Raw genomic sequence first — 962 nt, 5'->3', positions numbered from 1 at the left:
CAGGTTGTTCCGGTACCGCCAAATCATCTGTGTGCCATTTTTATGCACAATGGGCATAATGCCTTCTGCATACCGGTTTTGGTGGACCCTTTGAAGATAATCCTCGAAAGCAGGCCCGGAACCTCTTGGCATCAGATCTACCAGCAACTTGCCTTCCAGCTCTTTGGGCTCGTAACCTAAACTTTGTGAACCTGAGGGATTAACAGACAGCAAAACACCCTGACTATCGTGCATACACATCAGGTCGTGGGAGTGCTCGAAGAAGAGCTGGTAAAAGTCTGAAACGGATTGTTTGTCTGGCATTGGTGGGAGCGCGGGATCGTGTACTTTATTCGGCCCGTTAGCGCAAATGTTAATGTGCAAAAATTTCAGGAATATGCGTAGCGATAGGCGCGATCCTGTTTGTAATTCATCATGCAATCTACGTGATCCAACAAGCAATATCAATCTATTTCTACAAGCTGATCGAATTTCGTCAGGGCTTAGCGTACAGGTTTAAAGAAGCTGCGAAGTCTCCTTACCTGGCACCTAGCCTTGGATGGGCGAAAAAGTGCTAACTTGGCGTTCACATCACAGTCAGGCCATTGACGCGCTTTAACCCTCGCTACTATTAATATATGATGATTCTCCGGCTTGCATGCTCGTTCATCCTGCTTCTTACAATCCGCATTGCTTTCGGGCAGAATGTAATTGAAAACGTTTCTACGCCGGGACATTTGCCTGTTACCGGAACAAAAGTGAGCCTTGTGCCGCCGAAAGGCTTTGAAAAAGCCGAAAATTTCCTCGGCTTCCAGCAAACGCAAAGCGGATCAAGTATCCTCGTCATGAGTATACCGGCACAGTTTGAAAAACTTCGCGCAGGGTTAACCAAGGAAGCTTTTTTGGCAAAGGGTGTGGAGATCAGCAGCATTGAACCACTCACACTGAATGGTATGCCCGCCGCTTTCCTGACCGGCACACAA

General features: G+C 47.6%; 2 protein-coding genes. One reads left to right on the top strand and one right to left on the bottom strand.

Annotated elements, in window-relative coordinates:
- Nucleotides 1-303, bottom strand: a 303-nt coding sequence (locus ACTIE6_RS24155; protein ID WP_439559066.1) for a PAS domain S-box protein, incomplete at its 3' end; no start/stop codon positions are given.
- Between the two features lie 314 nt (nucleotides 304-617).
- Here ACTIE6_RS24155 and ACTIE6_RS24150 point away from each other — a divergent pair.
- Nucleotides 618-962 (top strand): hypothetical protein (locus ACTIE6_RS24150; protein ID WP_439559065.1); only part of this gene is annotated, 345 nt, incomplete at its 3' end.

The sequence above is a fragment of the Dyadobacter sp. genome (assembly GCF_051859145.1).
Taxonomy (GTDB): Bacteria; Bacteroidota; Bacteroidia; order Cytophagales; family Spirosomataceae; genus Dyadobacter.
Note: the sequence above shows the minus strand (reverse complement) of the source record. Positions and strands in the feature narration are given on the sequence as shown.